General features: G+C 63.3%; 23 protein-coding genes. 15 read left to right on the top strand and 8 right to left on the bottom strand.

The genetic code is table 11. The features are described from left to right. The first annotated feature begins 94 nt into the window (after window positions 1–94). Both ACNO8S_RS06130 and ACNO8S_RS06125 read left to right on the top strand, forming a co-directional pair. A complete protein-coding gene (locus ACNO8S_RS06130; RefSeq protein ID WP_008309480.1) occupies window positions 95–427 on the top strand; it encodes an uS10/mL48 family ribosomal protein in 333 nt (110 codons plus the stop codon). 64 nt (window positions 428–491) lie between these two features. Beyond that, window positions 492–1,763, top strand: coding sequence for an amidohydrolase (locus tag ACNO8S_RS06125; protein ID WP_050037956.1), 1,272 nt, complete (start codon window positions 492–494; stop codon window positions 1,761–1,763). Between the two features lie 5 nt (window positions 1,764–1,768). Here ACNO8S_RS06125 and ACNO8S_RS06120 read toward each other — a convergent pair whose 3' ends face one another. Continuing rightward, window positions 1,769–2,158 carry a type IV pilin gene (locus ACNO8S_RS06120; protein ID WP_050037955.1) on the bottom strand — a complete coding sequence of 130 codons (390 nt, stop codon included), beginning with the start codon at window positions 2,156–2,158 and terminating at the stop codon, window positions 1,769–1,771. 306 nt (window positions 2,159–2,464) lie between these two features. Beyond that, the gene (locus ACNO8S_RS06115) at window positions 2,465–3,883 is read right to left on the bottom strand and encodes a geranylgeranyl reductase family protein (RefSeq protein WP_151103300.1); all 1,419 of its coding nucleotides are present in this window, start codon (window positions 3,881–3,883) and stop codon (window positions 2,465–2,467) included. Between the two features lie 183 nt (window positions 3,884–4,066). Between ACNO8S_RS06115 and ACNO8S_RS06110 the strand changes: the two genes are divergently transcribed. Both ACNO8S_RS06110 and ACNO8S_RS06105 read left to right on the top strand, forming a co-directional pair. Continuing rightward, window positions 4,067–4,399: a 2Fe-2S iron-sulfur cluster-binding protein gene (locus ACNO8S_RS06110; protein WP_014040180.1), complete on the top strand. Its 333-nt coding sequence runs from the start codon at window positions 4,067–4,069 to the stop codon at window positions 4,397–4,399. 195 nt (window positions 4,400–4,594) lie between these two features. Continuing rightward, the gene (locus ACNO8S_RS06105; RefSeq protein WP_008309489.1) at window positions 4,595–5,197 is read left to right on the top strand and encodes a DUF7110 family protein; all 603 of its coding nucleotides are present in this window, start codon (window positions 4,595–4,597) and stop codon (window positions 5,195–5,197) included. A gap of 73 nt (window positions 5,198–5,270) precedes the next feature. Here ACNO8S_RS06105 and ACNO8S_RS06100 read toward each other — a convergent pair whose 3' ends face one another. Beyond that, window positions 5,271–5,888, bottom strand: a complete 618-nt coding sequence (locus ACNO8S_RS06100) for a stage II sporulation protein M (RefSeq protein WP_008309491.1) — start codon at window positions 5,886–5,888, stop codon at window positions 5,271–5,273. Window positions 5,889–6,024: 136 nt separating this feature from the next. Here ACNO8S_RS06100 and ACNO8S_RS06095 point away from each other — a divergent pair, with 136 nt between their 5' ends. Then, complete coding sequence (locus ACNO8S_RS06095) at window positions 6,025–7,002, top strand: phosphoadenosine phosphosulfate reductase family protein (RefSeq protein WP_005534748.1); 978 nt, start codon at window positions 6,025–6,027, stop codon at window positions 7,000–7,002. Between the two features lie 702 nt (window positions 7,003–7,704). Further along, entirely contained in the window at window positions 7,705–8,895 is a 1,191-nt protein-coding gene (locus ACNO8S_RS06090; protein ID WP_151103299.1) for an MFS transporter, read from the top strand. On the opposite strand, the gene ACNO8S_RS06085 is transcribed toward ACNO8S_RS06090, so the two are convergent. Both ACNO8S_RS06085 and ACNO8S_RS06080 read right to left on the bottom strand, forming a co-directional pair. Next, window positions 8,896–10,917 carry an AMP-binding protein gene (locus ACNO8S_RS06085; RefSeq protein WP_420182656.1) on the bottom strand — a complete coding sequence of 674 codons (2,022 nt, stop codon included), beginning with the start codon at window positions 10,915–10,917 and terminating at the stop codon, window positions 8,896–8,898. A 143-nt stretch (window positions 10,918–11,060) separates the two neighbouring features. Further along, on the bottom strand, window positions 11,061–11,930 hold the full coding sequence (locus ACNO8S_RS06080) for an SDR family oxidoreductase (protein ID WP_420182655.1): 870 nt from the start codon (window positions 11,928–11,930) through the stop codon (window positions 11,061–11,063). Between the two features lie 245 nt (window positions 11,931–12,175). Between ACNO8S_RS06080 and ACNO8S_RS06075 the strand changes: the two genes are divergently transcribed. Genes ACNO8S_RS06075 through ACNO8S_RS06055 form a run of 5 tightly spaced genes read left to right on the top strand, consistent with a single transcriptional unit; the run spans window position 12,176 to window position 17,114 of the window. Continuing rightward, window positions 12,176–13,525: an ABC transporter substrate-binding protein gene (locus tag ACNO8S_RS06075; protein ID WP_420182654.1), complete on the top strand. Its 1,350-nt coding sequence runs from the start codon at window positions 12,176–12,178 to the stop codon at window positions 13,523–13,525. Between the two features lie 9 nt (window positions 13,526–13,534). Continuing rightward, on the top strand, window positions 13,535–14,479 hold the full coding sequence (locus ACNO8S_RS06070; protein ID WP_050037949.1) for a branched-chain amino acid ABC transporter permease: 945 nt from the start codon (window positions 13,535–13,537) through the stop codon (window positions 14,477–14,479). Then, on the top strand, window positions 14,479–15,627 hold the full coding sequence (locus ACNO8S_RS06065; protein WP_050037948.1) for a branched-chain amino acid ABC transporter permease: 1,149 nt from the start codon (window positions 14,479–14,481) through the stop codon (window positions 15,625–15,627). Before ACNO8S_RS06070 ends, ACNO8S_RS06065 begins: the two co-directional genes overlap by 1 nt. A 1-nt stretch (window position 15,628) precedes the next feature. Continuing rightward, window positions 15,629–16,384: an ABC transporter ATP-binding protein gene (locus ACNO8S_RS06060; RefSeq protein ID WP_336357983.1), complete on the top strand. Its 756-nt coding sequence runs from the start codon at window positions 15,629–15,631 to the stop codon at window positions 16,382–16,384. Continuing rightward, window positions 16,377–17,114: an ABC transporter ATP-binding protein gene (locus ACNO8S_RS06055; RefSeq protein ID WP_420182653.1), complete on the top strand. Its 738-nt coding sequence runs from the start codon at window positions 16,377–16,379 to the stop codon at window positions 17,112–17,114. Before ACNO8S_RS06060 ends, ACNO8S_RS06055 begins: the two co-directional genes overlap by 8 nt. 28 nt (window positions 17,115–17,142) lie before the next feature. Here ACNO8S_RS06055 and ACNO8S_RS06050 read toward each other — a convergent pair whose 3' ends face one another. After that, a complete protein-coding gene (locus ACNO8S_RS06050; RefSeq protein WP_420182652.1) occupies window positions 17,143–17,847 on the bottom strand; it encodes a helix-turn-helix domain-containing protein in 705 nt (234 codons plus the stop codon). Window positions 17,848–17,955: 108 nt separating this feature from the next. Between ACNO8S_RS06050 and ACNO8S_RS06045 the strand changes: the two genes are divergently transcribed. After that, entirely contained in the window at window positions 17,956–18,540 is a 585-nt protein-coding gene (locus tag ACNO8S_RS06045) for a GNAT family N-acetyltransferase (protein ID WP_420182651.1), read from the top strand. A gap of 19 nt (window positions 18,541–18,559) precedes the next feature. Here ACNO8S_RS06045 and ACNO8S_RS06040 read toward each other — a convergent pair whose 3' ends face one another. Next, window positions 18,560–19,033, bottom strand: coding sequence for an FKBP-type peptidyl-prolyl cis-trans isomerase (locus tag ACNO8S_RS06040; protein ID WP_014040168.1), 474 nt, complete (start codon window positions 19,031–19,033; stop codon window positions 18,560–18,562). Window positions 19,034–19,161: 128 nt separating this feature from the next. Here ACNO8S_RS06040 and ACNO8S_RS06035 point away from each other — a divergent pair, with 128 nt between their 5' ends. Together ACNO8S_RS06035 and mce are read left to right on the top strand one after the other, a co-directional pair. Then, the gene (locus ACNO8S_RS06035) at window positions 19,162–20,844 is read left to right on the top strand and encodes an acyl-CoA mutase large subunit family protein (protein ID WP_050037945.1); all 1,683 of its coding nucleotides are present in this window, start codon (window positions 19,162–19,164) and stop codon (window positions 20,842–20,844) included. An 81-nt stretch (window positions 20,845–20,925) separates the two neighbouring features. Beyond that, on the top strand, window positions 20,926–21,315 hold the full coding sequence (mce, locus tag ACNO8S_RS06030) for a methylmalonyl-CoA epimerase (protein ID WP_050007297.1): 390 nt from the start codon (window positions 20,926–20,928) through the stop codon (window positions 21,313–21,315). A gap of 25 nt (window positions 21,316–21,340) precedes the next feature. On the opposite strand, the gene ACNO8S_RS06025 is transcribed toward mce, so the two are convergent. Beyond that, the gene (locus ACNO8S_RS06025; protein ID WP_146417317.1) at window positions 21,341–21,988 is read right to left on the bottom strand and encodes an NUDIX hydrolase; all 648 of its coding nucleotides are present in this window, start codon (window positions 21,986–21,988) and stop codon (window positions 21,341–21,343) included. A gap of 84 nt (window positions 21,989–22,072) precedes the next feature. On the opposite strand from ACNO8S_RS06025, the gene ACNO8S_RS06020 reads away from it, so the two are divergent. Beyond that, window positions 22,073–23,041 (top strand): sugar phosphate nucleotidyltransferase, encoded by a 969-nt coding sequence (locus tag ACNO8S_RS06020; RefSeq protein WP_023843233.1) that lies wholly within the window; start codon window positions 22,073–22,075, stop codon window positions 23,039–23,041. Window positions 23,042–23,064: the final 23 nt, after the last annotated feature.

Below are 23,064 nucleotides of genomic sequence, written 5' to 3'. Positions count from 1 at the left end.
ATCGGATTTTATGACACCGCTACTTAAGAGAATATCGGAGACACAACGGAAACAGATGGCCTTTTGTCACTCGCGGCTGAGTGTTCGTCTACAGATGCCCTTCGTCACGACGCTGACTTTCACCAGTGGGGACCGACACCGCCTCGAGGACATTGTCACAGAGATCAAAGAGAGCGCCGAACAGAAGGGGGTCGAACTGAAAGGCCCGCATCCGAAGCAGCCACAGGAGCTGCGGGTTCCTCAGTCGAAGTCACTGGGGCCAAGCGGCGGCCGCTTCGAGTCCTGGACTCACACCGTCTACACCCGAACGATAGAGATCGTCGGGTACGAGGAGTTCGCTCGGAACGTTACTCAGCGAACCTTCCCGAACGCCATCCACGTCGAGGCCGGCGTCGAACAGCGGACGCAGGTCGGCAGCGGGTCGTAGCCCCGGAGTGACTGTCGTCCGCTCCTGTGGATTCGTATAAGTAGCTGTGCCCCGTTTCGCCGGCATGAACGAGTCTCAACAGGAACGGCTCAGGTCCGTTCGGCGCGACTTACACAGCTATCCCGAACCCGCGTGGCGGGAGTTCTACACCACCAGTCGCATCGTCGACGAACTCGAACGGATCGGCGTCGACCAGTTGCATCTCGGTCAGGATGTCGTGGATGGCGACGCGCGGATGGCAGTCCCGGACGCTGATGAACTCGAAGACTGGCAGGCGAAGGCCCGAGAGGCCGGGGCCCGTGAGGACGTGCTGGAGGCCGCCACTGGGGGATTCACCGGTGCCCTCGCTGTGCTCGAACAGGGCGATGGGCCGACCGTCGCGCTCCGGGTCGACATCGACGCGCTTCCAATAACGGAGTCAGACAGCGTGGCACATGCCCCGGTGACGGAGGAGTTCCGCTCAGCCAACGAGGGGTACATGCACGCCTGCGGGCACGACGCCCACGCGACGATTGGCCTTGGCGTGCTGGAGGCAGTGAAAGAGAGTGATTTCAAGGGGACGTTCAAAGTCGTCTTCCAGCCGGCCGAAGAGGTTATCGGCGGCGGGAAGGCCGTCGCCGAGAGTGGACATCTGGATGACGTGGACCACTTGCTGGCGATACATATCGGTCTCGATCATCCGACCGGTGAGATCGTCGCCGGCGTCGGCGGCTTCCTCGCGGTTCGGCAGTTCGAGGCGACGTTCACCGGCGAGACGGCGCACGCTGGAGGGCATCCCGCACAGGGACGGGACGCCGTACAAGCGTTGGCGACTGCCGTCCAGAACCTTCACGCGATTCGACGGCACGGCGACGGCGCGACCCGGGTCAACGCCGGGGTCGTCGAGGGTGGCACAGCCACGAACATCGTCCCCGAGGAAGCGACGCTGGAAGGAGAAGTCCGGGGTGAGACGACCTCGCTCAAGGAATACATGAGCGAACGGGCGGACACCGTCATGTCGTCCGCGGCCGAGATGCACGACTGCGAAGTCGCTGTCGAGACGACCGCAGAAGCGCCGAGTGCGGTGAGCGACGACGCGCTTGCGGGTGTAGTGTACGACGCAGCAGAATCAGTTCCCGGCGTCACAAGCCGCCTTCGGACCGACGACCTCGGTGGGAGCGAGGACGCGACCTATCTGATGGACCGCGTCCAGGGCCGCAGCGGGACGGCGACGTTCGTCGGTATCGGGACCGACCACCCCGGCGGCCACCACACGCCCACGTTCGACGTCGACGAGAATTCACTGGCAATCGGTATCGATGTCGTCAGTAAAGCGATTAGCCAACTGAGTGAGTGAATACGCTACGGCGCTTCCCAGCTGGCGAGTTGGATCGATTTGCCGCTATCCGGCGACTTCCAGTTCAGCGTGACCGTCGCATCCGAGAGATCAGCGGCCTTCGAAAACGTCACCTTCGACCCGGCTGTGATTTCCGAACCGGCCGCCGGTGCGCCGCCGAGACTCGGGAAATCGTGCTGTCCGTTGGCGGTTGAAGCCCCGCTAACGGTGATGTACAGATTCCCGGCCTGAATAGAGTCGCCGCTCCGGTGCTCGATTGTCAGGCTGTCGGGACTACCCGCGTCGTAATCGAACGTAAACGCCGCCTGTGGCGCGCTTTGGCCGAGACTCCCAGAACCGAAATCGAGGAAGAACGTCGCTGCTGTCGCCGCCAACAGCACTGTTATTGCAACCATTAGAATGACACCAACAACTGGCGAGACTGCACTATCGTCGGATTGGAATCTGCGTGCTAGCATGATTGACCCCCACTCGGGCGACGGTCGACACGCTGTCTCCGTCTCGGTGACCCCCCGGTCGACCGACCCCAGTGTGACTTCATTTTGATATCATGTTGTTAAATAATAAAACTTGTTGTTCAGAACTATAGTTCATAGATTAATCAACTACTATTCAGATTACAGCCAAAAAGCACTAGCTCTGCTGGTGACAAGCCGGACCAGTATATTAGAATCAGCCGAAAAACGCAACGAGCCGCCGAGTCAGTACTTGGGCTCTGCGCCAGTGACTTCGTAGATATCGTCCATAATCGAATCACGCTCGCGTTGCCAGGCCTCGAAGCCGCTGCGGTCGCTGGGGTAGGATTGGTAATGGTCCAGCAGCCGGTCGGCAGCCTTTTTCGTCTGGTAGAGGTCCCGGATGGTCCCCAAGTGGCCGATGCTCTTGACTGCCATCTTGATTTTGAGTCCGAGCCCGATACTGGTCGAGCCGCCGTACAGCGCCTCGGCGAGCTTCTCGCCGGGTAACGCGGCCAGCAGCGCCATCAGGTCGTCGACGTCGTAGGCGGTGGTGAAGATGTTGTACACGTCAAGCGCCGCGTACCGGGCGCCGAAGTGCTCCATCACGCGCTCGTTGTACTCCCAGAGCGCGGCTTCGTCGTCCGTCCGGCCGGATTCGATAGCCTCGATTGCCTGTTCGGCGGCGTAGGTCCCGGCGTAGGCCGCACCGGCGATACCGCCGCCGGTGGTTGGATTGACGTGTCCAGCGGCATCCCCGACGGCCATGAATCCGGGCGCGACGGCGGAGTCGTATGGCCGGCGCGTCGGCAGCGCAGCGCCGAGTTTATCCTGTACCTCCGCACCCTCGAACTCGCTTCGGCCCTGCAGGTCGCGCTTGAGGTCGTCGACCAGTTCCATCGGCTCCTCGTTCATCTGGAAACCGAGGCCGGCGTTGATCTCCGTGTCCGTACGCGGGAAGTACCAGAGGTAGCCGGCGGAGCGCTCGGTCGGCTTGAACACGAGCGCGTCGTCCCACTCGACCGGCTCGTCAACCTCGATAATCTCCCGGTAGGCGGAGCAAAACTGCGAGTACTGGACGTTCGTGTCGAAGGTCGCGTCTTCGAGGTCGGTCTTGTCCTGCAGAATCGAGAGCGCGCCGGCCCCGTCGATGACCATGTCACCCTCGTATGTGACGGGGTCGCCTTTCCGCATGGCTTTCACGCCTGTCACGCGGCCGCTGTCGTCCTGCAACACGTCCTGAACGACCGTGTCGTAGTGGAACTCCACACCGCTGTCGTTTGCACCCTCGATGAGACAGCGACCGTACTCCCAGCGGTCGATGACGGCGAGTTCGCCCGGCACGGGAATTTCGAGAACGGTGTCCTCCTGTGGAATCTCGAACCGGCCGTGGTCGACATCGGTGTTGGTAAACGCCGGTTCGAGCTGTGACTTCGGAATCGCTTCAGGGAAGTCGCTGGCTCCCTTGAGCGCGTCCCCGCAGGCGATGTGGCCGGCCTCGGTCTCGTCCTTTCGCTCTACGACGACGACGTCGTAGCCCGCGTCCGCAATGGTCGCTGCGGCGTAACAGCCGGATGTCCCGGCCCCGACGACGACAACGTCCACGGAAACGGTCCGTGCAGTCGCCGACGCTCCGCCGGCGTTGCCGTCCTGGTGTGTGGTCATGCACTCCCGTCCTGCCCGGAGAGAGAAAATTATTCCGACTATCGGTTTTACGCACTGCTATAACTGTTTCTGCGATGCACAGCCGACTACGGGTGCGTCATGCGGCATTGACGGACAGCGGTCCGTTTCACTCCGGGACAGCGGTGATAAAGAGTTTTGCTGGGGGGTGTCAAAGGGCCGAGCATGACCGAGTACACGGTGACGTTCGTGGGGACGGGCGAGGAAATCACCGTCTCCGAGAAGGAGACGATTCTCTCGCGGTGTATCGAGGAGGGTATCGCCCAGGAGTACTCCTGCCGCGTGGGGATGTGCCTGGCCTGCTCGGCGAAGATTGTCGAGGGGTCGGTTACCCAGCCTGCCGCCCGCGGACTGACCGACCGGGAACGGGAGGACTACGCACTGACTTGCATGGCGCGGCCGCAGTCGGACCTGAAACTCGACCGCGGGAAGTACCCGCCCAGTATTGAAGCGGATGTCGACCTGGAGGACGGCGATCCCACGCCTGCGGACGACTAGTAGGCACTGAATACCACTACCATATAGCCTGCTAGAAGGTCTGTAAATACCTTTAACATACGCCTGATATATTGCCTGATATAGAGCGGTGAAACCGCGAATGAAGGACAGGTCATATAAGCAAGTGGCCCCTATAGAGTAGTGACTACAGCGTCAGCGGACGGCCTTCGACGACTGATACACGCTTCCCCAACCATGACCAGCCGCGTATACAGACTTCACTCGACACTTGAACTGCCACTGGAAGACGCCTACGATTTCTTCGAGGATCCGGACCTTCCCCCCGAAATCGCTGACATCGACATCACCCGTCGAAACAATACGCTAATCGTCAGCGCTGTCGCCAAAGACGACTCCATGAGTAAGTACACCCCGACGGCCCAGCTCAAGGCCAGCGTCACGGAGAATCGGGTGTACGAGGAAGACCCCGACGAGATGGGACCGCCCGGGGCCGCGAGTACCGGGAGTTCCGGCGGTGGCCCCCAGTGGGGCGCACTCGAAGAGGAAGAGGAAGAAATCGAGTCCGAACTCGTTGAGTACGCCTGCTTCAAGGGCGACCGCGAGACCGTGCTCCAGAACACAGCGCTCCAGTACGCGATGTTCGAGGTCCTGTGTGAGGTCGCGAAAGTCGCGGAAAAGGGCACGCTGACGGCAATTGCGGCGGTCGACGAGGAACTCGAAGCTGTCCGCATCGTCGATGGGGAAGAGCGACCCGCCGCGATCAACGTTGCAGAGGAACCCCGCGACGGCGAGGAAGAAGAGGGCGTCAACTGGCGCGACAACGAGTTCATCTCGTAACGCGCGTAGTCCGGTCACGGATTCAATTTTGCTGAGCCGTAGCTCAACACAGAATAGCGGACGGTCCGAACCGCTACGCTGGCGTGATGCCCGAGAGATCGGCGTCCGTGAACCGTGACGCGATTTCGATTGTGAGGTTCGCTTCGATGTAGGCCGCAATCACGATTAGCACGGCGGCCGTCGCAAGCAGCCAGCCGGCTTCCCGGAGATCCTGTCCAGTAACCAGTTCGTTTGTGCGGCCGCGGATGTACTGTATCGTGCGCCACCCGAACCGGAGCCCGACGGCGGCGACGATGAGCAGTGCGGGGATCTCGATGAGGCCGTGTGGAACGATGAGTGCGGCGACGACGACGGGCGAGACCTGCTTGAGTGCGATACCGACGACGACCCCGATGAGCAGGCCGTTCAAGACGAGCGACAGGACCGTCATCGAACCGAGCGAGATAGCGCCGAGTGCCATCACGAGCAACGCCCCGAGGTTGTTAACGGTCAGAGAGACTGTCGTGAGCTCAGCCGGCATGAAGGGATTCTCGCCGGTCGTTCCGGGGTTCTGAAGCCACTCGGCGGGTACCTGACTGCCGAGTCCGTACCCGAGGAGTCCACTGACTATCAGGATCAGCGCGGCTACAGGGACATAGCGCAACAGCCAGCGGTGAAAGAGGCGAGCCGGGAGGGTTGGGCGGTCGTCCATACCACGCCTTTCGCGCCGGCAGCAAAAAACCCGAGTGACCTGAACGGGCGCGGCCGCCGTTTTATTTGACACCGCCTCACACACCTGTCGGCCATCCAAAAAGTACTTGGCACTCGTAATTATATCTCATTACACTATGTCCGAATCAGCAGAGTTCCCGGACTATCTGGACGTTGATTACACTGACGGGGAAGGCGAAGACCCCGAAGAGTACCCGACTGTCAACCACAAGATCGAGAAGGCAATCGAGGTCACGAAGACCGGCCTCGAAGAGTACGAGAACCCTGTCGTGATGTGGACCGGCGGCAAGGACTCGACGCTGACGCTGTACTTCGTCAAGGAAGTCGCCGAGCGCTTCGACCTCGAAGTACCCCCGGTTGTCTTCATCGACCACTATCAGCACTTCGACGAACTCATCGACTTCGTCGAACACTGGGCCGACGAGTGGGACCTCGACGTCATCTGGGCGCGCAACGAGGACGTGGGCAACTACGTCGACGAAAACGGCCTCGAACCGGGTGACGACATCCCCGTCGACGAACTCTCTGAGCACAACCAGCACCACATTCGGAACATCCTCGAATACGAGGAGGACACGTTCCCGTTCCTGCTCGACACCTACGTCGGCAACCACCTCCTGAAGACGGTGGCGCTCAACGACACTATCGAGGAGCACGACGTCGACGGCATCCTGTCGGGCATCCGCTGGGACGAGCAGGAGTCCCGCGCCGACGAGACGTTCTTCTCGCCGCGTCACGACCCGGACATCTACCCGCCGCACGACCGCATCCAGTCGATTCTCCAGTTCGCGGAAGCCGACGTGTGGGAGGCCTTCTGGAACTTCGTCGTCCCGGACACCGTCGAGGGCTACCCGGACGACGGCTACGTCCCGCAGGGACAGGACGACCTGCCTGAGGGCATCGAGAAGGAAGACGTGCCGGTCTCGCCGAAGTACTTCGCCGGATTCCGTTCGCTCGGGAGCGAGGTCAGCACCGACAAGTCCGCCGAAGAGCCCGCTTGGCTGCAGGACATGGCGAACACGACCGAGCGCGCCGGCCGCGCCCAGGACAAGGAAGACCTGATGGAGCGCCTGCGCGACCTCGGCTACATGTAAACGGCCACGGAACGACGCCGGTTCCGTATCGCTGTTTCTCTTGCTGTCTCAGTAGCGACGTTCGCCACGACAAACAGTAAATACACGGCCGAATCCGCCTGTCGACCGAGACGAGTGGTCGCCGGTAGCTGACCCCCGGAGCACAGAAGCCCCTATCAGCACTGAATATTGTCACTCTAACACTTCGACAGGAGTCGATGTATTCCGCGCCGGCAGCAATCCCGGACCCGGTGTGGTCGAACGCACAGAGTGGACACGGCTGCCGTTATGTGCGCGGCAACGGCTACAGGCGGCGACCAATACCCGTTTTAGACCCTTGTTCATCCTTTCTGAACGATGCAATTATCCGTCCCACAAGCCGGTTGATTGCAGTCTAAGCCTCGCTACGTCCCGTAACGCGGCCGAAAAAACGTTATAGACGATTGTCGAGAAAAGGTTTAGGTACTGTCGAACAATACGAGTAGGTGAATGAGTTCAGACCAGTACAACTGTCCGAACTGCGGGGCGGAATTGAGCTACCAGACGACGAAGCACAACGGCTGTTCGAACTGCGGGTTCGTTCCGCCGCATAGCGCTGAGTAAGGCGGTTTGGCCCGAGTTAGCGGCTGCGACGTTCTGTGGTAGATAGTTGTGGAATCCTACGATTAGCGTCACGTATTCGGGTCGACATCTATTTTTCTCGGCTCGCTGTATCCGTTGTCTGTGACGGACCGCACAGACCGGGGCGTTCTCGCGGGCGTTATCTTCGCCGTTTTACTGGCGCAGGTCTTGCTGTATCCGGGTGTCGACAGGCTCGTCCGGTCGCTGGGTGCGACGACGGACCTGAACGCGAGCATGTGGTTCCTGGCCGCTGAGTTCGGGGCTTTCGTCGTCTTCGCTGGCGTATGGGGCGTGCTCAGCGACGCCACCGGACGGCGCACGCCGTTCATCATCGGCGGGGCGGGCGCCGGCGCAGTGCTGTACGCCCTCATCGCGTGGCTCCCCGGCGCTGTCTCGCTCCCGTTTGCCGGCGTACTGGTCCTGCGAGCGCTTCAGGGCGGAGCCACCATCGCGGCGTTCTCGCTGGCGATGACGATGCTGATGGATCTCGGCGGCGGCCACGGCAAGAACATGGGGGCGGCAGGCATCGCTATCGGCAGTGGAACGGCGCTCGGTGCGCCACTGGGCGGCCAACTGTACGAAATCCAGACCACGCTCCCGCTGTACGTGGCGAGCGCGTTGTCGCTCGTCGTCGCAGTGGCCGCCCTGCTCGTGACCGACCGCGCACCGTCGGACGGGCGGTCGGGCCTGGCTGCGACCGTGTCCGGGCTCAAACAGCGACCGACCCTCGGCGTGCCGTACGCCTTCGGGTTCATCGACCGGCTCACCGCGGGATTTTTCGCGCTTGTCGGAACCCTGTACTTCAGGGAGACGTTCCAACTGGGACCCGGCGAAACCGGCGTCATGCTGGCGCTGTTTTTCGCGCCGTTCGCCCTCCTGCAGTACCCCTTCGGCGTGCTCTCGGACCGCATCGGTCGAACCGCACCCATCGTCGCCGGATCGGTACTGTACGGGCTCACCGTTATCGGCGTCGGGCAAGCGCCGACGGTGACCATCGCCGGTGCGGGGATGGTACTGACCGGTGTCATCGGCGCACTGATGGCTCCGGCGACAATGGCGCTCGTTTCGGACCTCGCCGGCGAGACGGAGCGCGGGACCGCTATGGCCGGGTTCAACATCTTCGGTAGCGTCGGCTTCCTCGCCGGCATCCTCATCGGCGGTACCGTCGCGGGAGCCTTCGGCTACGCAGTCGCGTTCTTTGTCGCCGGCGGGACAGAAGTCGTCCTCGCGGTGCTGGCGCTCCCTGGATTGCTCCGGCTGGAGAAGCCGGCCGAGGACGCCGTCGGGGGCTGACTACGACGCCTCGCGGACCTCGTCCAGTGCGTCCGGGTTCTCGATGCTGGACATGTCGCCCAGATCCTCGCCGCGGTAGACGCCGGCGATTGCCCGGCGGATTATTTTCCCGCTCTGGGTCTTGGGGAACTCATCGACGAACAGTACTTCTCGGGGCCGGAACGGCTTGCCGAGTTCCTCGCCGACGGCGGCGCGGATGTCGTCCCGGAGGTCGTCGTCGGGTTCGTAGCCCGCTTCCAGCACGGTGTAGAGGACGACGGCAGTGCCGGTGGTGTCGTCCGGCGCGCCGACGGCGGCGGCCTGATTGACGGCGTCGTGTTCCATCGCCGCACCCTCGACCTCCGCCGGCCCGACCTTCCGCCCGGCGACGTTGAGCACGTCGTCCGCTCGGCCGTGGAGGAACCAGAGGCCGTCCTCGTCTTTCTGCGCCCAGTCGCCGTGGTCCCAGACGTCGTCCCAGGTCGACCAGTACTCATGCAGGTAGCGGTCGTCGCCCGACCAGAGCGACCGGGTCATCGACGGGCAAGAGTCCCTGGCGACCAGATAGCCGCGCTCGTGGGTGTCGGCTATCGATTCACCATCGGAATCAACGATGTCGATGTCCATCCCCAGTCCCGGACCGCCGAGTGTGCAGGGTTTGAGCGATTGAATCGGCATCGGCATGAGAAAGCAGCCCATGATCTCGGTCCCGCCGGAGATGTTGATGATTGGACAGTCCTCGTTCCCGACGTTTTCGTGGAACCACTGCCAGCTCTCGGGGTCCCAGGGTTCGCCGGTCGAGCCCAGCAACCGGAGGCTGGAGAGGTCGTGGCCCTCCAGCCACTCGTCCCCTTTCTTTCGGAGTGCCCGTATTGCGGTCGGCGAGACGCCGAACGTGGTGAGGTCGTGGCGGTCGATCATCTCCCAGAAACGGTCTGGTTCGGGGTGGTCCGGCGCGCCCTCGTACATGAAGACGGTGCCGCCGAAGGCGTGGTTCCCCAGCAGCGTCCACGGACCCATCATCCAGCCGATGTCGCTCACCCAGAAGAAGCGGTCGCTCGGCTTGTGGTCGAACCCGAAGTAGATCTCCTTGGCCGCCTGCATGAGTGCGCCGGCGTGCGTGTGGACGATGCCCTTCGGTTTCCCGGTCGTCCCGGAGGAGTACAGCAGCATCGACTCCTGGTTGCTCGGGAGTTCCTTCGCCGCGTACTCGTCGTTGGCGGTCTCTATCGCTTCGTCCCACCACTCGTCGCGGCGGGTCCAGCGAATCGTCTCGTCGGGGTCGTCCGCGATACCGAGGCGGTCATAGACGACAGTGTGTTCGACCGGTGTCGTCCCGAGTTCCTCGCCGGCCTGCTTGATGGCCTCGTCGGCGCTTTCCTTGAGGTGGACACCGGAGCCCCGGCGATAGAAGCCGTCACCAGTGAACAGGACGGAGCACTCGGCATCGGCGATGCGGGTCGCCGTCGCGTCGACGCCGAACCCGGAGAAAATCGGCACGGCGATCGCGCCGACCTTGAGACAGCCGTACAGTATCGACGCCACCTCGGGGACCATCGGCATGTACAGGCCGACAGTGTCGCCGGTGCCGACGCCGACGGATTCCAGGTAGTTCGCCACCTTGCTTGCCTGCCGGTTCAGTTCGTGGTACGTGACCTCCCGCACGTCGCCGAGTTCACCCTCCCAGATGAGCGCGACCGTGTTTCGAGTGGGGCTGTCCCGCGCCGCGTGGCGGTCCAGCACGTTGTGGGCGGCGTTGATCGTCCCGCCGGTGTACCAGTCGGTGAACTGCGGCCCCTCACTGTTGTCCCGGACCTGATCGTATGCGTCGAAGAATTCGATGTCGAGGTACTCCGGGAGTAGGTCCCAGAACCACTCGACGCCCGAATCAGGTTCGTCCGGCAGGTCCGTGGTCGTTCGCTTGATGAGTTCGTCGTAGTTGTCGATGTCGTATTCCTGCATGAACTCCCAGACGTTCGTCGATTCGACGAACGAATGGCTCGGTTCGTGGACGATTGAGTCTACGTCGGTTTGGTCGCTCATAGCGTCAGTATTCCGTAGTGTTTGGCCGTCTGGTATAAACTCGTACCGCCGCTGCCCCGTGCGTCCGTTGGTCGGTCGGGGTAGCCCGACTCCGCGTCGCTTGTGTGTGGCGCAGGGACAGTGCATGTCCACACACCACTGTCTCACTCGTAGGTCGTTGTCATGCCGCCGTCGAACAGCAGGTCCCCGCCGTTGAGATGGTCGGCGTGTGTCGAGAGCCCGAACACGAAGAGGTTCGCCACGTCGATGGGGTCCATCATCTCCTTGACCCGCGCCTGGCCCAGCATCACGTCGTCGATGACCTCGTCGACGCTGATGCCACGTTGCTCGGCGGTGTCGGGAATCTGGTCGACGACCAGCGGCGTCTTCACGTAGCCCGTGCTGATAGAGAATCCACGGAGGCCGTCGCCGCCCTCGGCGGCGATAGACTGCGTCAGCCCCCGCAGGCCGAACTTCGAGACGTTGTAGGCCACCTTATCCGAGGTGACGTAGTGGCCGTGGACCGACGCCATGTTCGCGATAGCACCCACGCCGTCGTCAGTCCCGCGGATGTGAGGGATGACGCGCTTCGACAGCGCGAGCGGCGCGCGAAGCATTACGTCGTGCATCTGGTCGTACGTCTCCATCGGGAAGTCCTCGATGGCGTCGATGTGCTGGAGGCCGGCGATGTTCGCGAGATACCGTATGGTGCCGTGGGAGGCCGCGGTCTCGACGATGGACTCGATATCCGCGTCGTTCGCGAGGTCGCCGGCCACGGTCTCGACGGCCCCATCAAGGTCGAGGTCCGCCGCCGTGTCCGCGACCTCAGCGAGACCGTCTTCGTCGATATCCGTGGCGACGGCAGTCACCCCGTTGGCGGCCATCGCCAGCGCTGTCGCCCGGCCGATGCCCGATCCGCCGCCGGTCACCAGACAGACAGTGTCGCTCGTGTAGTGGTCGTCGTCGACGAACAGTATCGAGGACTCGTCGATGGGCTCGACTTCGAGCCGTTCGTGAGAGGTGCTGGATGCCATTCAGTCACACGTTCTCTAGACATGTCCGAATAGGGGCGGGTTGACATGTATACCCGACTGACCGTGTGGTGCTGTCACAGCCCGGCGCGAGAACGCTGCTCCGCTGTCTCACCGACGACGTGGTTTACGTGTAAACCTCCCGTTATTCGGGGGTTACGTCGGAAGAATCAGTCATCCCTGTGAGCGTGGCACACACCGCGTGACCAGACATCCCGGACTCATCCGGGGCGTATTGGGACACACCTATGGAACAAACGACAACGGACCATGACACTGGTGGCATCGGCAGGCGAAAACTGCTCTCCGCCGTCGGCGGCTCGGCCGTCGCCGCAGCACTCGCTGGCTGCTCGACGCTGCTGAGCGACGGTGAAACAGCGGATCAGGGCGAGCAGTCCGGCGGTGAGATTTCCGACGAACCGATACAGGCCGGGTTGTTGACGTTCACACGTGGCGCACCGGGCGTACTCGGGATTCAGGCCCAGCGCGGGGCCGAACTCGCCGTCCAGCGCATCAACGAAGCCGGCGGTATCGGTGGACAACGCGAAATCGAACTGGACGTCGTCAACGAGGGGTCGAACCCGCTCGACAGCTACAACCAGTTCATCGAGGAGGGGAAAGAGGTCACCTTCGGCCCGATTTCCAGTGGCACACACAGCCAGATCGCCCCTGAGGTCGAGAAGAACGGAATCATCAACGTCAGCACCGACGGGACGGTGACGACGCTCTACGAGGAGACCGTCCCCGATCCGACCTACTCCTTCCGCTTCCAGAACTACGACATCATGGAGGTGGTGACGATGGCCCGCGAGGCCGTCGAACGCATCGGTGCGGACAACATCTCGACCGTCGCCGGGGTCAACCCCGGCTACTCCTTCGGCGAGGACGAGATGCGGGTGTTCACGCAGGCAATCCAGAAACTCACGGACGCCGAAATCGTCTACGAGGGGTTCCCGGAACTCGGAGCCAGCGACATGTCGAACCACATCACCTCGATCAACAACGAGGAGCCGGACGTGACCTTCTCCAGCCTGTGGGGCGGCGACGTGACGACGTTTGTGCGACAGGCGAACGCCAACGACATGTTCGAGAACACGACGGTGTTCGGCACGACGCTGTACAGCGCGGCCGGCGACGTGCCGGGCGACGCGCTGGCCGGGACGGATATCTACTCCGGGTCGCGCAACTACTACTGGGGGAAGCCGGCGCTGGGCAACTGGCAGCCCGGCCGGGAGCTGTTCGACGCCGCGACACAGCAAGAGGGCGTGACGGTCCCGACGGCTCACTACATGAGCGGCTACGGCGCGGTCACCGCGTGGGCGACGGCCGTCGAGAAGGCTATCGACCTGCTTGGGACCTACCCCAGCCAGGAGCAGATCGCACAGGTTCTGGAGGGCCACGGCTTCTTTACGCCGGCCGGCTACCACAACATCGCCGAGGACCATCAGGGCGCGTCGAACTCCTTCGCCGGCCAGATGGTGTACGACGACGACCTCGGGGCGGCCAGGCTCAACGACGTGAACACCTACGCGGCGACCGAGACCGCGCCGCCGCCGGGCGTCACCGGCAGCGACTGGCTGGACAGCTGGAGCGCCTGATACCGAGCCATGGCCGTAACACCCACAGCCGCGCTCGTCCAGACGCTCAACGGCATCCAGTTCGGGTTCATTCTGTTCATGATAGCCTCGGGCCTGACCGTCATCCTGGGCATCCTGGACGTCCTGAACCTGGCCCACGGAGAGTTGTTCTCCATCGGCGCGTACACCGCCATCGGTGTGTTCGGGTTTATTATCGGTGTCGTCGGCCCACCGGGTGGCGACGTCGTCGGTACCGCCGTGTTCGTTCTCGCGGTTCTCGCAGCCGTTCTGGTGACAGCAGCCATCCTCCTCCCCGTCGGGACCCTCTTCGAGGCGGTGTTCCTCCGGCAGATCTACGACCGCGACCAGGTGTACCAGCTGGTGCTGACCTTCGCCCTCTTGCTCATCCTCCTCGACGTGAAGAAGTTCATCTGGGGGGACAGTTCGATACGGACCGACGCCGTGTACAGCGCCATCAACACGATTCCGACGAGCGAACTCGTCGGGCTGAACTACCCGACTTACAACGTGTTCGTCATCCTCGTCGGCTCGGTCGTCGTCGTGGGCCTGTTCTGGTTCTTCGAGCGCACAAAGACGGGGCGCATCATCCGCGCGACGGCCATCGACCGCGAGATGGCCACCGCCATCGGCGTCAGCACCGACCGCGTGTTCACGCTGGTGTTCGCGCTCGGAGCCTTCCTCGCCGGTTTCGCCGGTGCAATGGCGGTCCCGCCCACGTCGGCGACCCTGGAGATGGGCACCAACCCGCTGGTGCTCTCGTTCGTCGTCATCGTCATCGGCGGCCTGGGAAGCCTCCGCGGGGCGTTCGTCGGCGCGCTCCTGGTCGGCGTCATCCGGAGCTGGATGATCACGCTGTATCCGCCGGGTGAGATCGCCGCCCCGTTCGCTATCATGGCGCTAATCCTGCTAGTCAAGCCCGAAGGGCTGTTCGGGACGTGGGGTGAGACGGCGTGATGCCGGAGCGCGTCGACCGCGACGGGACGCCGGCGTACCGCTTCCTCGGGGTCGAAGTGACTCGCCGGGAGGCGGCCTTCCTCGCCCTCGGGGTGGTGTTCCTGTTCATCATTCCCGACGTCGCGAGCCTCTCGGACAGCCTCCAGCTCAGCGTCATCCACCAGGGCCTGCTGTTTGGCTTCGCGGCGGTCGGGCTGAACCTCCTGCTTCGCCACACGAAGCTCACGTCGTTCGGCCACGCGGCCTTCTTCGGCACCGGCGCGTACGCGACCGCAGTGCTGGCCCGCTACGCCGGCGTCCAGAGCGTCGGCCTGCTGTTGCTCGGGGCCATCGCCGCCGCGACGGTGATGGCGGCCATCATCGGAGTGCTATCCCTGCGACACACCGGGCTGTACTTCGCCCTCCTGACGCTGGCCTTCGGCCAGCTCCTGTACGCCATCGCGCTCGGCCAGAGCGCGCTCGGCGGGAGCGACGGGCTCCCGATCCGGCCGGGGCCGGCGAACCAGCCGCTCCTGTTCGGGACCGCGTTTAGCCCCGACGTGTACCAGATCTTGACGTATTACCTGACAGTGGTCGTCATCCTCATCGGCCTGTTCGTGATGTACCGCATCACGCAGTCGCCGTTCCGAAACGCCCTCGACGCCATCGGGCAGGAACGGACCCGGGCGCGGTTCATCGGCCTGCCGGTCCGCCGCTACGTCTGGGCCGCGTTCGTCATCTCGGGCATCTACGGCGGCGTCGCGGGCGGGCTGTACGCCGTCGTCCGCCAGTACGTTCGCCCGGAGGGGACGCTGTTTTTCCTCCGGTCGGGCGACATCCTGTTCATGGCGATACTGGGCGGGTTCCGGACGCTGGTCGGCCCGCTCATCGGCGGTGTCGTCCTCGTCTTCCTGCAGGACGTGGGGCAAGACGTGACCCAGTACTACGAGTTCCTGACCGGTGTGGTGCTCCTGATCCTGGTGTACGGCTTCCCGCGGGGAATCGTCGGCTCGCTCCGGTCCGGCGGCATCGTCAACACGCGGCTCAATGAACTGCGTCGAGAGCCCTCCGTCCTGTCATCGTGGGGCCGGACCGCCGTGCAATCGATAGAGCAGAAGGTGGCCGAGTCGCTGACCAGCCTGCGAATAATCCTCTTCGGAGTCGACTGATATGCTCGAAGCACGCAATCTGCGGAAGTCCTTCGGTGAACTGGTCGCAACTGACGACATCACGCTCGAGTTCGGGAAAGAGGACGGCGAACTCGTCTTCATCGTCGGCCCGAACGGGGCCGGGAAGACGACGTTCATCAACCTGCTGACCGGCTTTCTCTCGCCGGACGAGGGCTCCATCGTCCTCGACGGCGACGACATCACCGGCATGTCGGCAAACGGTCGTGTCGACGCCGGTATCGCCCGGAGCTTTCAGGTCGTCAAGGTGTTCGAGGAGATGACGGTCCGGGAGAACCTCCGGACGGTGGTGCTGACCGAACAGGGCAAGACCTGGAGCCTGTTCTCGATGGCCGACGGCCACGCGGAAGTGGAGACCAAGGTCGATGAACTGCTTGCGAAGTTCCGGCTCGAAGACGCCGCCGACACCCTCGCCGAGGAACTGCCCCACGGCGACCGGAAGCTACTGGACGTAGCGATGTCGTTCGGTCTCGACCCGGACTACCTCTTGCTCGACGAGCCGACCTCCGGGGTGTCGACCCGCGAGAAGGAGTACGTCATCGAGACGATTGTCGAGGTCGGTCGGGCCGAGGGCGTCACGACGGTCACCATCGAGCACGACATGGACATCGTCACCGAGTACGCCGACCGCGTCGTGGCGCTCCACCAGGGGACCGTCCACGGCGTCGGGCCGCCGACGATGCTCGAAACGGACGACGAACTCCGGCGGCTCCTCCTTGGGGTGGGTGACGATGAGTAGCGACGCCCTGCTGTCCGTCCGCGGTCTCAACGCCGCCGTCGAAGGGTTCCAGGTGACCGAGGACATCGACCTCGACGTGAACGCCGGCGAGGCGGTCGGTCTCGTCGGCCGGAACGGGGCCGGCAAGACGAGTACCTTTCGCGGCATCATGGGCCTGACGCCGGTCTGGAGCGGCTCAGTCAAGTTCCGCGGCGAGGAGCTGACCAGCATCCGCTCGGAGCTGATACCCAAGCGAGGCATCGGCTACCAGCCCGAAGACCGGAAGCTGTTCACCGGGATGACTGTCGACGAAAACTTCCGGCTCCCCATCTGGACCAGCGGGAAGGCCCGCGGTATCGACGACGAGGACGCGGTCATCGAGAGCGTCTACGACGTGCTGACCGAACTCGATGACCGCCGGGACGCGAAGGTCCAGAACCTCAGTGGCGGCCAGGCGAAGATGGTCGCTATCGGCCGGGCACTGGCGCTTCAGCCCGACCTGCTCATCCTCGACGAACCGCTGGAGGGGCTAGCCCCGGTCGTCGTCGAGAGCCTCAAGCGCTACATCCGAGCCATCAACGACCGCGACATCGCGGTGCTCATCGCGGAGTCCAACGTCACGCACGTCCCCGATGTCGTCGACCGCCTGTACGTCATCGAACGGGGCGATATCGTCGCCAGCGGCGACCCGGAGGAGTTGGCGGCCGACGAAGACATCCAGAAGCTGATGCAAGGGAGCGGCACGGAGTAGCGGAAAACCGGAGCACCGGACCGGTGGCCTACTCGGTCACGTCGTTCATCGCCGTCGTGACGCGGTCGAGTATCTTCCGCTGGCTCCGCCGAAGGTTCTTCGAGATAGCCATCTTGGAGACGTCGAACTCCTCGGCGAGCGACGACAGGGTCGCGTCCCGAGGCGTGTCGAAGTAACCGCCTTCGACGGCTTTCTCCAATGTGTCCCGTTCGACATCCGACAGCTCCCGGCAGCCGTCGACCAGCCGCTTTGCCGAGTCGATGTTCTGCAGCAGGTCGTAGTAGTCTTCGAGGTCGACCGATTCGCGGGACCGGATGGTGTAGTCGTTGTCCCGGTCCAGTTCCGACAGGGTGCCTTCCGCGACGCGTTCGGTATCGAAGCCGACGTGCCAGATTTCCGACCCGTTCCGGATGCGGAACGGCCCGGTGATGTAGCCGCTGTGGTCGCGGATGACGCTCATCGCGTTCGTCTCGTCGATGCGCGAGCGGATGAGCGCCAGGTCGCCCTTCCGACGGAGAAGCTGATAGGACTCCATGTGATCGTGCGTCTCCAGCGCGTTCAGCCCGCGATCCAGTTCCTCCCGGTCCGCGCCGTTGACCATGATCCGCGTCTCCAACTCCCGCTCGACAGGGTGGAAATCCCACTGCTTGGCCAGAAACGACACCTCGTAGTCCCGTGTTGTGTCGATATACGGACAGTCGTACTGGACCATGTCCATCTCGAGCGAGATCATGGGTAATCAATCATGTTGAACTCTCTTAGTGATTGCCTCTCCGCCACGTAACCCGACCGTGCCAGTCACGCCGCAAACCCTTTTGACTGCGGCAGTTAACTTTCGAGTATGTACGTCCGGGATGCGAAAAACCGAGAGGAAGTCTGGTTGCTCGACCGTATCGAGGAGATGGGGCTGGACGAGACGGCTTTCAGATCCCGGGACTACGTCGTCGCTATCGACGAGGAGAGCCACGAGAAGGCGGGATTCGGCCGTATCCGTATTCACAAGAGCGACGAGGAGTCCGTCTGTGAACTGACGAGTATCGGCGTGCTGCCCGTATGGCGCAACCAGGGGGTCGGCGCACACGTCATCGAGCGCCTGGTCGAGTACGCCGGCGACGAGGGGTTCGACACCGTCTACTCGCTGACGAACGCCTCCGAGTACCTCGCGCAGTTCGGTTTCGAGCGCATCGAGCCGGCGCAACTCCCTGACTCGCTCCGGGACCGACTCGCGACCAAACAGGAGAACATCCAGCCCGACGCGGTGCCGCTCCGGGTGGCCATCGACCGCTTCGAAGTACCGGGGGACCTCCGCAAACGGTTCAAGCGGGCCAGTGCCGGCGAGTCCGAGGAACCCGAGCCGGAGGAGGGACCCGAGGACTTCGGCATCGATCCCGACGAAGCGACCTACAAGTACGACACGGGCGACTGATTATCCGACGACGGACGGATTATCTGACGTCGACGACTTCGATATCGAACACGAGCGTCTTGCCGGACAGTTCGTGGTTGAAATCCACCTCGACAGCGTCGTCACGGACCGCAGTCACGTCCCCGTGCAGGCCGTTCTCGGCCTCGACGTGGAGCCCGACCTCCGGCTCTTTTCCGACCATACCCTCGAACGTCTCGGGGTCGTACTCGCGGACGCGGTCGGCCTGGAACTCCCCGTAGGCTTTCGCCGGAGGCACCGTGACAGTGGCCTCCTCACCCGCAGTCATTCCGACGATGGCCTCGTCGATCCCTTCGATGATATCCCCTGCACCGACGGTGAAGGAAAGCGGTGCGTACTCGCTCGCCTCGACGCCCTGTGCCTCGATGAGTCCGTGCTCTCTGGCGACTTCGGGACGTGACGTATCGAAGACGCTCCCGTCCTCGAAGCGGCCGACGTACTCGATGGTGACGCCGTCTCCCGGTTCGATTGGCATACGTCCTCGATAGATACCGACGATATAAACCCACCTCGGAACAGCGCGCTGCCGTATCGTGACGGGATGCATTACAAACCGTGAAGGATTTAAGAACCCTTAAGCCTCCGCCGTCCGACAATCCGTCCATGTTTGACCCCGACGAGCTGGAAGAGATACGGGAGTCGAAGGCTCAGTGGGAGGAAGACGACGTCCAGCCCACCGTCGACCGCTTTGGCGAACGCAAGGAGACGTTCACCACGGACACCGAGGGACACGAAGTAGACCGTCTGTACACCCCTGAAGACATCTCCGATCTCGACTACGAAGAGGATCTGGGCTTCCCCGGCCAGGAACCGTACACCCGCGGCGTGTATCCGACCGGCTATCGAGGCCGACTCTGGACGATGCGCCAGTACGCCGGGATGGGAACTGCGACGGAGACCAACGAGCGGTTCAACTACCTACTCGACCAGGGCCAGACTGGGCTCTCGATGGCGTTCGACCTCCCGACGCAGATGGGTTACGACTCCGACCACGCGATGGCTGCCGGCGAAGTCGGCAAAACCGGCGTCGCCATCGACTCGCTGGACGACATGGAGACCGTGTTCGACGGCATCCCGTTGGACGAGGTGTCGACCAGCATGACCATCAACGCCCCCGCGTCGGTGCTGCTGGCGATGTACATCGCCGTCGGCGACAAGCAGGGCGTCGACCGCGAGGAACTCCGCGGGACCATCCAGAACGACGTTCTCAAGGAGTACATCGCCCGGAACACGTTCATCTACCCGCCGGAGCCGTCGATGCGGCTCATCACCGACATCTTCGAGTTCTGCGCCGCCGAGACGCCGAAGTTCAACACCATCTCCATCTCGGGGTATCACATCCGCGAGGCCGGCTCGACGGCCGCTCAGGAAATCGCGTTCACGCTGGGGGACGGCATCGAGTACGTCGAGGCAGCCATCGAGGCCGGCCTCGATGTCGACGAGTTCGCCCCGCAACTGTCGTTCTTTTTCGCCTCCTACAACAACATCTTCGAGGAGGTGGCGAAGTTCCGGGCGGCGCGTCGCCTCTGGGCGAAAATCATGGACGAGCGCTTCGACGCCCAGAACCCCAAGTCCAAGCAACTGAAGTTCCACACTCAGACCGCCGGCTCGACGCTGACCGCCCAGCAGATCGAGAACAACGTCGTCCGCGTGTCCTACCAGGCACTCGCGGCGGTCCTCGGCGGGACCCAGAGCCTCCACACCAACGGCAAGGACGAGGCCATCGGCCTGCCGACCGAGCAGTCTGTCAGGACTGCGCTGCGGACCCAGCAAATACTCGCCCACGAATCCGGCGCGGCCGACACAATCGACCCGTTAGCCGGCAGCTACTACGTCGAGTCGCTGACCGACGAACTCGAAGCCGAGGCCCGCGACCTCATCGAGGAGGTCGACGACCGCGGCGGGATGCGCCGCTCCATCGAGGAGCAGTGGGTCCAGCGCCAGATCCAGGACGTGGCCTTCGAGCGCCAGCGCGAACAGGAGGCCGGCGAGCGCATCATCGTCGGCGTCAACGAGTATCAGGTCGAAGAAGAGGGCGAACAGGACATCGAGGAAGTCGACGAGGCCGTCGAACAGGCCCAGCAAGACAACGTGGCCACCGTCCGGGAGGAGCGCGACGAGGAGGCCGTCGAGGCGAAACTCGACGCGCTCCGGGGGGCCGCCGAGGGCGACGAGAACGTCATGCCCTACATCATCGACGCCGTGAAGGTGTACGCCACGACCGGCGAGGTGTGTGACGTGCTCCGGGACGTGTTCGGCGAGTACCAGCCCGGTTCGTCGATGTAAGGTCGGTCGAAACGCGGGACCGTCCTGTTTTCGAGCCATCTGTGCTCCAGAATTATAAGCTACCCCGGTGTACGGCCGTCCATGCGATTCGACCACGCCGGTATCGCAACTGACGACGCCGCTCCGCTCGTGGAACTGTTCGCCGAGGCTTTCGAAACACCGGTCGTCCACGAGGAGACGTTCGACGGCCTGCAGGTGACGTTTCTGGAGATGGGCAACGGGTACTTCGAACTGTTGGAACCGCTGCCGGACGCCGACGGCGCGATTCCCAGATATCTCGACAGCAACGGCCCGGGTATCCATCACGTCGCCCTGGAGACAGACGACATCGCTGCCGCGCTAGAGACAGTCAGTGACTGCGGCATCGACCTCATAGACGAGAAGCCGCGGCCCGGCGCGTGGGGACACGACGTGGCCTTTCTCCATCCGAAGACGACCGGCGGGGTGCTCGTGGAGTTCGTCGAACACTAATCGGCTTCTCGTCCCGGGCCCGGATTCACTCGTCGTCGAGCAACGCTGCAAACCGTTCTTCGGCACCGGGCGTGAGCCGCTCGGGCGGCTCCGCGAACCACGCCGCTCCAACGAGTTCCGACTCGTCCACATCGAGGCTTCCCTTCTTGTACTCCGCTTCGAGGTAGATGTCTAGCGTGTGTACCGACCCCTGTGCGTCGGTATCCGGATAGTACTTCGAGTGAACGACCTCTGCGACGCCGGTGACCGTACAGCGGATGCCGGTCTGTTCGTTGACGCGGCGGACGGCGGTCCCCTGTACCGATTCGTATTCGTCGCCTTTGCCGCCGCCCGGCAGCGCCCACATATCAGCGCCGCGGCCCAGCACCAGCAGAACGCGGTCGCGGGTGTCGCCGGCCGCCTGATCGGGTATCTGGTCGCTTAGCTCCGGGAACTCGGAGCCGTCCCGAGTGACGAACACGACGCTGTTTCCGGAGTAGCCGGTCCCGCGTGTCGCAGCGAACACGTCAGCGTATTCGTCGGGCGACAGCTCGAAGGCCTCCTCGGTGACCGGAACCTCGTCGTAGGCCGCTTCCAGGCTCGCAATGCGCTTGTCGACGTTCGTCTGGTTGATTTTCTCTGTGAGGTTCGCGTCGCCGGCCTCCGCGTCGGCCGGGGTGTCGTCGCCAGTCATACGAGGTGATACTGCGGGCCACCGATAAGTGCCGCGGTCCAGCCGATGAAAAAGAACTTGTATTCTGGTTGTCTGCTTCCGGACATGAAAGCGATTGTCCTCGCAGGCGGGTACGCCACCCGGCTCTGGCCTGTCACCAAGAACCGGCCCAAAATGCTGCTTCCAGTCGGTGAGACGACTGTCATCGACCGGATTCTGGGCGAACTGGAGAAGGACGATCGCATCTCGGACGTGTTCGTCAGTACGAATCAGCGCTTTGCCGACGACTTCCGGGACCACATCGCCGCGAGTAGTTTCGAGAAGCCGTCCCTGACCGTCGAGGAAACCGCCGAAGAGGACGAGAAGTTCGGCGTCGTCGGCGCGCTCGCCCAACTGGTCGACCGGGAGGGGCTCGGCGACGAGGACCTGCTGGTCATCGCCGGCGACAACCTCATCAGCTTCGACATCGCCGATTTCGTCGATTACTTCGAGCAGTACGGCGATCCCACGCTCGCCGCCTACGATGTCGGCTCGCGGGAGAAGGCGAGTTCCTACGGCCTCATCGAACTGGACGGCGAGGAAGTCACGGACTTTCAAGAGAAGCCCGACGACCCCAACAGCACGCTCGTCTCGATTGCCTGCTACGCGTTCCCGGCCGATGCGATTCGCTTCAACGAGTATCTCGAAGATGGAAACAACCCCGACGAACCCGGCTGGTTCATCCAGTGGCTCGTCGACGACGGTCCGGTCCGGGCGTTCACCTTCGACGACGCCTGGTACGACATCGGGACGCCCGAAAGCTATCTGGAGGCCGTCGCGTGGGAACTCGACGGCGACAACGTCGTCGCAGAGGACGCCACCATCGAGAACACCACGCTCGGCGAGAACGTCCACGTCCTCTCGGGGGCAGAAATCGTCAACTCCAGCCTCGACGGCACCATCGTGTTCCCGGACACGACCATCCTCGATTCGGACATCCGCGAGTCGATTATCGACCGGGATACGCAGGTCGAGAGTCTGGACCTCGCCGGAGCGCTCATCGGCGCACACACACAGTTGACGAACGGCGACTGACTCCGCCTAGCCGTCTTGATTCT

Source organism: Haloarcula sp. KBTZ06 (assembly GCF_048595605.1).
In the GTDB taxonomy this organism is placed as follows: Archaea; Halobacteriota; Halobacteria; order Halobacteriales; family Haloarculaceae; genus Haloarcula; species Haloarcula hispanica.
The sequence above is the reverse complement of the archived record's forward strand: the minus strand, read 5'-3'. Positions and strand labels throughout refer to the sequence as shown.

Coding starts and splice junctions, on each gene's coding strand:
- ACNO8S_RS06125 (WP_050037956.1), top strand. CDS start 492: ATGAACGAGTCTCAACAGGAACGGCTCAGGTCCGTTCGGCGCGACTTA.
- ACNO8S_RS06020 (WP_023843233.1), top strand. CDS start 22,073: ATGAAAGCGATTGTCCTCGCAGGCGGGTACGCCACCCGGCTCTGGCCT.
- ACNO8S_RS06105 (WP_008309489.1), top strand. CDS start 4,595: ATGACCAGCCGCGTATACAGACTTCACTCGACACTTGAACTGCCACTG.
- ACNO8S_RS06065 (WP_050037948.1), top strand. CDS start 14,479: ATGCCGGAGCGCGTCGACCGCGACGGGACGCCGGCGTACCGCTTCCTC.
- ACNO8S_RS06095 (WP_005534748.1), top strand. CDS start 6,025: ATGTCCGAATCAGCAGAGTTCCCGGACTATCTGGACGTTGATTACACT.
- ACNO8S_RS06055 (WP_420182653.1), top strand. CDS start 16,377: ATGAGTAGCGACGCCCTGCTGTCCGTCCGCGGTCTCAACGCCGCCGTC.
- ACNO8S_RS06070 (WP_050037949.1), top strand. CDS start 13,535: ATGGCCGTAACACCCACAGCCGCGCTCGTCCAGACGCTCAACGGCATC.
- ACNO8S_RS06040 (WP_014040168.1), bottom strand. CDS start 19,033: ATGCCAATCGAACCGGGAGACGGCGTCACCATCGAGTACGTCGGCCGC.
- ACNO8S_RS06130 (WP_008309480.1), top strand. CDS start 95: ATGCCCTTCGTCACGACGCTGACTTTCACCAGTGGGGACCGACACCGC.
- ACNO8S_RS06120 (WP_050037955.1), bottom strand. CDS start 2,158: ATGGTTGCAATAACAGTGCTGTTGGCGGCGACAGCAGCGACGTTCTTC.
- ACNO8S_RS06050 (WP_420182652.1), bottom strand. CDS start 17,847: ATGATCTCGCTCGAGATGGACATGGTCCAGTACGACTGTCCGTATATC.
- ACNO8S_RS06085 (WP_420182656.1), bottom strand. CDS start 10,917: ATGAGCGACCAAACCGACGTAGACTCAATCGTCCACGAACCGAGCCAT.
- ACNO8S_RS06075 (WP_420182654.1), top strand. CDS start 12,176: ATGGAACAAACGACAACGGACCATGACACTGGTGGCATCGGCAGGCGA.
- ACNO8S_RS06060 (WP_336357983.1), top strand. CDS start 15,629: ATGCTCGAAGCACGCAATCTGCGGAAGTCCTTCGGTGAACTGGTCGCA.
- ACNO8S_RS06110 (WP_014040180.1), top strand. CDS start 4,067: ATGACCGAGTACACGGTGACGTTCGTGGGGACGGGCGAGGAAATCACC.
- mce (WP_050007297.1), top strand. CDS start 20,926: ATGCGATTCGACCACGCCGGTATCGCAACTGACGACGCCGCTCCGCTC.
- ACNO8S_RS06115 (WP_151103300.1), bottom strand. CDS start 3,883: ATGACCACACACCAGGACGGCAACGCCGGCGGAGCGTCGGCGACTGCA.
- ACNO8S_RS06025 (WP_146417317.1), bottom strand. CDS start 21,988: ATGACTGGCGACGACACCCCGGCCGACGCGGAGGCCGGCGACGCGAAC.
- ACNO8S_RS06045 (WP_420182651.1), top strand. CDS start 17,956: ATGTACGTCCGGGATGCGAAAAACCGAGAGGAAGTCTGGTTGCTCGAC.
- ACNO8S_RS06080 (WP_420182655.1), bottom strand. CDS start 11,930: ATGGCATCCAGCACCTCTCACGAACGGCTCGAAGTCGAGCCCATCGAC.
- ACNO8S_RS06035 (WP_050037945.1), top strand. CDS start 19,162: ATGTTTGACCCCGACGAGCTGGAAGAGATACGGGAGTCGAAGGCTCAG.
- ACNO8S_RS06100 (WP_008309491.1), bottom strand. CDS start 5,888: ATGGACGACCGCCCAACCCTCCCGGCTCGCCTCTTTCACCGCTGGCTG.